We start from the raw sequence: 7,480 nt of genomic DNA on the forward strand, positions 1-7,480 counted from the left end.
TTGATCAACTGTGGAAAGGGAGGAGCGGGCCGGGGGACGGGCGGAGGTCAGGTCACGTCGACCACCACCGAGTGCCACCCCGTCGCACCGTCGGGTACGGTGCCGACCCGTTCGCTGGTCTGTGTGGCGCCGGTGCGGTCCGTCGCACGGACCTCCAGGGTGTGGTTGCCGGTCGTGGCCGGCCATTCCCACACCCACTGGCGCCAGGTGTCGCGGCCGGCCTCCGCGGCCAGTCGCGCGGTGTGCCACTCGCCGCCGTCGACCCGGACCTCGACCCGGGCGATGCCCCGGTGCTGGGCCCAGGCGACCCCGGCGACGGATATGGTCCCCGCTCGCGGTGCGGCGAAAGGGCGGGGCGTGTCGATGCGCGACTGGGTCTTGACCGGCGCCTCGCGCGACCAGTCGCGCTTGACCCAGTAGGCGTCGTAGGCGTCGAAGTTCGTGAGCTCGATGTCCTGGATCCACTTGCACGCCGAGACGTATCCGTACAGGCCGGGCACGACCATCCGGACCGGGAAGCCGTGGTCGAACGGCAGCGGTTCGCCGTTCATGCCGACCGCGAGGAGTGCGTCGCGGCCGTCCATGACCTCCTCGACCGGAGTGCCGATCGTCATCCCGTCCACGGAACGCGCCACGATCTGGTCCGCGGGCCCGCCCTTCGACGGGGGCTTCACCCCGGCCTCACGCAGCAGATCCGCCAGGCGTACGCCGATCCACCGGGCTGTACCGGCGTAGGGACCACCCACCTGGTTGGACACGCAGGTCAGCGTGATGTCGCGCTCCACGAGCTCGCGCCCCAGGAGGTCCTGGAAGCCGAGGGTGACGGGTCGCGCCACCCCCTTGCCGTGGATGCGCAGCCGCCATTCGCCGGCGTCGACGCGCGGAACCACGAGAGCGGTGTCCACCCGGTAGAAGTCCTTGTTCGGGGTGGTGAAGGAACTCAGACCCCGGATGCCCAGATCCGCTCCCCCCGGTATCGCGGGGGCGGGCGAGGCCGGCGCCGGGAGCACGACGTCGCCGCGTGAGGCGGAGACCCCGGCCAGCCGGGACGCCTGGAGCCTGCGGCCCAGGAGTCCCGCACCGGCCGAGGCCACCGCGGCTGCGGTCGCCGCGACGACGAAGCCGCGGCGGTCGAAGGTGCCCCGTTCCCCGTCGTCCGTCTCCCCAGCCGCGGGAGGCGGAACGGGGACCGGGGCAAGGCGTCCCGCCAGGAGATACAGCACTCCCGCGGCCACCAGCGCGCCCACGACCGAAGGCAGTACGTCGCCCGGCCGGCCCTCGGGCCGCCCGGCCGCGGACACTGCCCCGACCACGCCGAAGACCAGTACGGCCGCAGCGCCGGTCCACCGGTGCCGCAGTGCGAGGATCCCCACCGCCATGGCGAAGAGCGCCAGGAGGACGAGGATCCCGAGCTGCAGCACCAGCTTGTCGTCCGTGCCGAAGTTCCTTACCGCGAAGTCCTTGACGGCCGCGGGAGTGCGGTCGATGACCGCCCCGCCCACGGCTGTGACCGGACCCGCCTCAGGACGTACGGCGGCGGCGACCAGTTCGGCGACGCACAGAGCCGTGAACCCGGCGATCAGACCGCTGAGCGCGGCGAACGCGGCGCGTGCCCAGCGGGAGCGCCGGGCCCCGGAGGCCCCTTGCTTCTGCGAAACGTCTCGGTCTGTTCTCACACCGGGGGTTCGGCGCAGATCTCCCGGCGGATTGGTCCTTCACTCGATGGAAGGAAGTCCGATCATCGGCCAATCCGCGGCGGTCGCTGTCTCGAATGACCTCTGAGGGGCACTCCCGTAGGGCCCCGGCCAGGCAGGTGACACCGGAGGGAAGCGAATGACAGGGGAGCGGCGGCGCACAGCCGTAGTCGGCAGCGGGGTGGCGGGACTGACCGCCGCGTACGTCCTGGGAAGGGCGCACGACGTGACGCTCCTCGAAGCGGACCCGCGCGTCGGCGGACACGCCCACACCCACGACCTGAGCTCGACGGACGGCCGGACACACCGCGTCGACTCGGGGTTCATCGTGCACAACCGGCGGACGTACCCGCATCTCCTGCGGCTCTTCGACGAGCTCGAAGTGGCCACACAGGAGTCCGAGATGAGCATGTCCGTGCGTTGCGAGGGGTGCGGCCTCGAGTACGCGGGAGCGCGGGGCGCCGCCGGGCTGTTCGCCCGGCCCGGCTCCGTACTCCGGGGCCCGTACCTGCGCATGCTGACCGAGGTGGTGCGGTTCCACCGCGCGGCCAGGGCGCTGCTCGCCATGCCCGAGGGCACCGGGGTGATGACCCTGGGCGAGTTCGCGGAGCGCGGCAGCTTCTCCCCGTACTTCCGCGCGCACTTCCTGACCCCCATGGTCTCCGCGGTCTGGTCCTGCGACCCGGTGACCGCCCTGCGTTACCCGGCCCGCTACCTCTTCCGCTTCCTGGAGCACCACGGGATGCTCTCGATCGGCGACTCGCCGGTCTGGCGGACCGTCACCGGCGGATCGCGCTCCTACGTCGAGCGCATCGCCAAGCAGGTGCACTCCGTGCGGACGGCCACCCCGGTCAGGACGGTGCGCCGGCACAGCGACGGCGTGGAGATCGTCACCGAGGACGGCACCACCGAGGAGTACGACGGGGTCGTCGTCGCCACCCACCCCGACCAGGCGCTCCGGCTCCTCGCCGACCCCACCGACGAGGAGAGGCGCACCCTAGGGGCGTTCCGCTACTCCCACAACCCCACGGTGCTGCACACCGACACCACGCTGCTGCCGCGCAGCCGGGGGGCCGCCGCCTCCTGGAACTACCTGATGCCCTCCTGCGCCGCCGACGCCGACCGGGTCACCGTCAGCTACGACATGAACAGGCTCCAGCGGCTCGACGCCCCCGAGCGGTTCGTCGTCACGCTGAACGGGGACGACCGGGTCGATGCGGGTCTCGTGCGGGCCCGCACGGTGTACGAACACCCCGTCTTCACCCCGGAATCGGTCGCCGCCCAGCAACGCCTGCCCGCACTCTCGGGACCGGTCACCGCCTTCGCGGGGGCGTACCACGGCTGGGGGTTCCACGAGGACGGCTGCCGTTCGGGGGTCGAGGCCGCCGCCGCACTGGGGGTGGACTGGTGAGCAGCGCCCTCTACCCGTGCACCATCACGCACGTGCGGACCGCGCCCCGCAGATACGGTCTGCGGCACCGCACCTACCTGTGGCTCATGGACCCGGACAGCCCGCCGCGGCTGCCGGCCCTGCTGCGTCCGCTGGCCGGCTTCGACGCACGCGACCACTTCGGTGGTACGGCACCCACCGTGCGGGCCGGACTCGAACAGTTCCTGCGTACCCGCGACATCGATCTCGCCGACGGCTCGGTCACCATGCTGACGCAGGCCCGGGTGCTCGGCCACGTCTTCAATCCCCTGACCGTCTACTGGTGCCGCACGTCCGACGGCAGCCCGCTCTGTGTGGTCGCCGAGGTGCACAACACGTACGGCGAGCGGCACTGCTACCTGCTGCGGACGGACGAGGCGGGGCGTGCGACGACGGAGAAGGACTTCTACGTCTCGCCGTTCTTCCCGGTGGACGGCCGCTACCGGATGCGGCTCCCCGAGCCCGGCCCGCGGCTGGACCTGACGGTCCACCTGGAGCGCGAGGACGCCCGCCCGTTCACCGCGACCGTACGCGGCACCAGGCGTCCCGGTACGCCCGCCCAACTCCTCCGGCTGTTCCTGCGCCACCCCTTCTCCACCGTGGTCGTATCCGCCGCCATCCGGCTGCACGGCATACGGCTGTTCCTGCGCCGGCTGCCCGTGCAGCCCCGTCCCCGTCATCGCACCCAGGAAGGCATGCAGTGAAGGTGCCCACCTCGCCCACCCCTCCCACTTCTCCCACCTCGGCGGTGGCCCAGGCCCGTCGCGGCACCGTCCCGGCCCAGACCCGGGCCGTCACATCCCCGCCCCGAGGCGTGGACCCGGGCCGATGGCCCGATGTCGCCGCCCAGCCACGGGCCTCCGGGCTCAGGACCGCCGTGGCCGAACGGCTCGTACGGAACGCACTCTCCAGGCTTCCGCTGCGGGCCCGGCTCGCCGGCCGCGACTGCATCGGGCTGGGCGGACCGCTCATGGAGATCCGCCGGCCCGACGCGTTCTTCCGGCGGATCGGCGCGAGCGGGCTCATCGGCTTCGGCGAGTCCTACATGGCGGGCGAGTGGGAGTCGCCCGACCTCGTCGGCGTCCTTTCCGTCCTCGCCGGGAACGCGGCCGAGCTCGTCCCCGCACCGCTGCAGAGGCTGCGGAGCCTGTGGGCACTGCGGCAGCCCGCCGCGCAGGCCAACACCCCCGAGGGCTCCCGCGACAACATCAGTCACCACTACGACCTGTCGAACGACCTCTTCGCCCTCTTCCTCGACGACACGCTGACGTACTCGTCCGCCGTCTTCCGGGGATTCCCGGCCGAGCAGGACCTGCTGCCCGCCGCCCAGCACCGCAAGATCGACCGCCTGCTCGATCTGGCCGGCGTGGGCCACGGCACCGAACTGCTGGAGATCGGCACGGGCTGGGGCGAACTGGCGCTGCGCGCCGCCGCACGGGGCGCCCGAGTCACCACCCTCACTCTTTCGAGGGAGCAGCAGGAGTTGGCCAGGGGCCGGATCCGCGAGGCCGGACACGAGGGCCGCGTCGACGTGCGGCTCTGCGACTACCGGGACGTCACCGGAAAATACGACGCGGTCATCAGCGTCGAGATGATCGAAGCGGTCGGTGTGGACTTCTGGCCGGTGTACTTCCGGACGCTGGAGCGCTGCCTCGCCCCCGGCGGCCGGATCGCGCTCCAGGCGATCACCATGCCGGACGACCGGATGCGGGCCAGCCGCAGCACCTACACCTGGATCCAGAAGTACATCTTCCCCGGCGGGATCCTCCCCTCCACCGAGGCCGTCGAGCGCGTCACCACCGTGCACACCGGCCTGCGGATGAGACAGCGCAGCACGTACGGCATGCACTACGCCGAGACGCTGAGGCTGTGGCGGGAACGCTTCGCGCAGCGGGCCGCGCAGGTCGACGCCCTCGGCTTCGACGCGACGTTCCGCCGTATGTGGACCTTCTACCTCGCCTACTCCGAGGCCGGTTTCCGGTCCGGCTATCTCGATGTGCAGCAGATTCTCCTGACTCATGAGGACACCGCGTGAACACCATCACCGACACCCCGGGCACCGGAGCCGCGCAGCGGATCGCGCCGGTCATCGAGCAGTTCCTCGGCGGTCCGCCGCCGGTCCGGCTCAGGATGTGGGACGGAAGCGAGACCGGCCCGAAGGGCGCTCCCACGGTGCACGTCCGTTCCCGCCGGGCGCTGCGCCGACTTCTCTGGCAGCCGGGCGAACTCGGCCTGGCCGAGGCATACATCACCGGTGACATCGACATCGCCGACGACCTCGCGGACGGACTGCGGGCGATGCGCCGCGCCTCACGGGAGCAGGGGCTGGGACTTCCCCGCCCCGGCCTCGCCGACCGTCTCCGGGCGGCCGGCACCGCCCTGCGCCTGGGAGCGGTCGGCCCCCGGCCACCCGTTCCCGCCGCCCGTGCCGGGCTCAGCGGCGCGCTCCACAGCAAGGCGCGTGACCGGGCGGCCATCAGTCACCACTACGACCTGTCCAACGCCTTCTACTCCCTGCTGCTCGACGGGACCATGGCCTACTCCTGCGGCTACTGGACCGGTTTTGGCCCCGACTACGGGCCGGCCGACGCCCAGCGGGACAAGCTGGAACTGATCTGCCGCAAGCTAGGGCTGACGGCCGGCGCGCGACTGCTCGACATCGGCTGCGGCTGGGGGTCCCTGACCCTCCACGCGGCGGGCAGCCACGGCGTCCGCGTCACCGCCGTCACCCTGGCCGGGGAGCAGGCGGCGTACGTACGCGCACAGGTCGAGGAGCGCGGTCTGCAGGACCTCGTCGAGGTGCACAACTGCGACTACCGAGACGTCCCCGGCCTGCCCGGCTTCCAGGGCGCGTACGACGCGGTCTCCACCGTCGAGATGGGGGAGCACGTAGGGGACGCCGAGTACCCGGCCTTCACCGCGCTGCTCCACTCCGTGCTCCGGCCGCAGGGGCGCGCCCTGGTCCAGCAGATGTCGCGTGGCTCGACCGCCCCCGGCGGCGGAGCCTTCATCGAGTCGTACATCGCACCGGACATGCACATGCGCCCGCTCGGTGAGACCGTCGGGCTCCTCGAAGGGGCGGGGCTGGAGGTCCGGGACGTGGAGTCGATGCGCGAGCACTACGTGCTGACCGTCGAGGCCTGGCACCGGACCCTGGAGGAGCGCTGGTCCGAGTTCGTGGCCCTGGTCGGCGAGGAGACCGCCCGGGTGTGGCGCCTCTACCTGGTGGGCGGCGCCCTCGCCTTCGAGGAGCGGCGTATGGGCGTCGACCAGATCCTCTCGGTGCGGCCCGACGAGGAGGGGGCGGTGGGTATGCCCGCCACCCGTCACGACTGGTACGCGGGACTCGGCGCCGCAGCCGGTCAGGGCTCCGCCGGACCGGCGATGGCCGGACAGCGTCCGGGGGCCGTCCTGTGAACGGCTTCGCCTGGCATGGGTTCGCGCTGAACCTGGCGGCGGCTGCGGGCGCCGCCCTCTCCGTCATGCTCGTCACCTTCCTGATCGCCCTGCGCAAGCGCATGCACCGGATCGTCGACGTGGCGTGGGGTCTCGGCTTCGCGGCCGTCGCCCTCGCCTCGTACGCGATGTCGGCCGGCGACGGGGACGACGGACGCCGGCTCCTGGTGACCGCGCTCACCGCCCTCTGGGGCGTGCGGCTGGCCGTGCACATCGGCCGGCGGGGCCGCGGCCACGGGGAGGACCCGCGCTACGAGGCCATGCTGGCGAAGGCACCGGGCGATCCGGACCTGTACGCCCTGCGCAAGGTGTACCTGCTGCAGGGTGCGCTGGTCTGGCTCATCTCCCTTCCGGTGCAGGCGGGCTACTACCTTCCGGGGCCGCTGGACGGATGGGCCTGGACGGGCGCGGCACTGTGGGCCGTGGGGCTCGGCTTCGAGGCGGTGGGCGACGCCCAGCTGGCGCGGTTCAAGCGCGACCCGGCGAACAAGGGCCGGATCATGGACCGGGGGCTGTGGTCCTGGACCCGGCACCCGAACTACTTCGGTGACTTCTGCGTCTGGTGGGGGCTCTTCCTCGTCGTCTGCACCGACCCCGTGGTGGCGGCCGCCACGCTCGTCTCGCCCGTCGTCATGAGCCTCCTGCTCACGATGGGCAGCGGTAAGGCCCTGCTGGAGCGGCACATGGAGGGCCGGCCCGGGTACGCGGAGTACGTCGCCCGCACCAGCGGCTTCTTCCCCCTGCCGCCCGGCACGCTCCGCCGGAGCTGAACGAAGCCGGAGACGGGTGTGCCCCCGGCCTCGTGTTCGAGGCGGGGGGGGCACCCCGCGGCGGGGGGCGCGGCCCCGCCCGGGGTATAACAAAATGGGACCCGTGAAAAATGAGAGGTGTAGGTTTCGCG

Annotated in this window: 6 protein-coding genes; 5 read left to right on the plus strand and 1 reads right to left on the minus strand. The window is 72.1% G+C overall.

The features are described from left to right. Positions 1 to 47: 47 nt before the first annotated feature. Entirely contained in the window at positions 48 to 1,676 is a 1,629-nt protein-coding gene (locus ABZ441_RS28185) for a molybdopterin-dependent oxidoreductase (RefSeq protein WP_358979228.1), read from the minus strand. Positions 1,677 to 1,833: 157 nt separating this feature from the next. Here ABZ441_RS28185 and ABZ441_RS28190 point away from each other — a divergent pair, with 157 nt between their 5' ends. The 5 genes from ABZ441_RS28190 (at position 1,834) to ABZ441_RS28210 (ending at position 7,349) form a co-directional block, all read left to right on the plus strand. Beyond that, on the plus strand, positions 1,834 to 3,105 hold the full coding sequence (locus ABZ441_RS28190) for an FAD-dependent oxidoreductase (RefSeq protein WP_358979230.1): 1,272 nt from the start codon (positions 1,834 to 1,836) through the stop codon (positions 3,103 to 3,105). Continuing rightward, positions 3,102 to 3,827, plus strand: a complete 726-nt coding sequence (locus ABZ441_RS28195) for a DUF1365 domain-containing protein (RefSeq protein ID WP_358979232.1) — start codon at positions 3,102 to 3,104, stop codon at positions 3,825 to 3,827. Before ABZ441_RS28190 ends, ABZ441_RS28195 begins: the two co-directional genes overlap by 4 nt. A 110-nt stretch (positions 3,828 to 3,937) precedes the next feature. After that, the gene (locus ABZ441_RS28200) at positions 3,938 to 5,158 is read left to right on the plus strand and encodes a cyclopropane-fatty-acyl-phospholipid synthase family protein (RefSeq protein WP_358979250.1); all 1,221 of its coding nucleotides are present in this window, start codon (positions 3,938 to 3,940) and stop codon (positions 5,156 to 5,158) included. Continuing rightward, on the plus strand, positions 5,155 to 6,540 hold the full coding sequence (locus ABZ441_RS28205) for a cyclopropane-fatty-acyl-phospholipid synthase family protein (protein WP_358979235.1): 1,386 nt from the start codon (positions 5,155 to 5,157) through the stop codon (positions 6,538 to 6,540). Before ABZ441_RS28200 ends, ABZ441_RS28205 begins: the two co-directional genes overlap by 4 nt. Then, positions 6,537 to 7,349 (plus strand): DUF1295 domain-containing protein, encoded by an 813-nt coding sequence (locus ABZ441_RS28210; protein ID WP_358979237.1) that lies wholly within the window; start codon positions 6,537 to 6,539, stop codon positions 7,347 to 7,349. The genes ABZ441_RS28205 and ABZ441_RS28210 overlap by 4 nt, the downstream gene beginning before the upstream one ends. The last annotated feature ends 131 nt before the right edge of the window (positions 7,350 to 7,480 follow it).

This window comes from Streptomyces sp. NPDC005752 (assembly GCF_040630715.1).
Classification (GTDB): Bacteria; Actinomycetota; Actinomycetes; order Streptomycetales; family Streptomycetaceae; genus Streptomyces.

Coding starts and splice junctions, on each gene's coding strand:
- ABZ441_RS28190 (WP_358979230.1), top strand. CDS start 1,834: ATGACAGGGGAGCGGCGGCGCACAGCCGTAGTCGGCAGCGGGGTGGCG.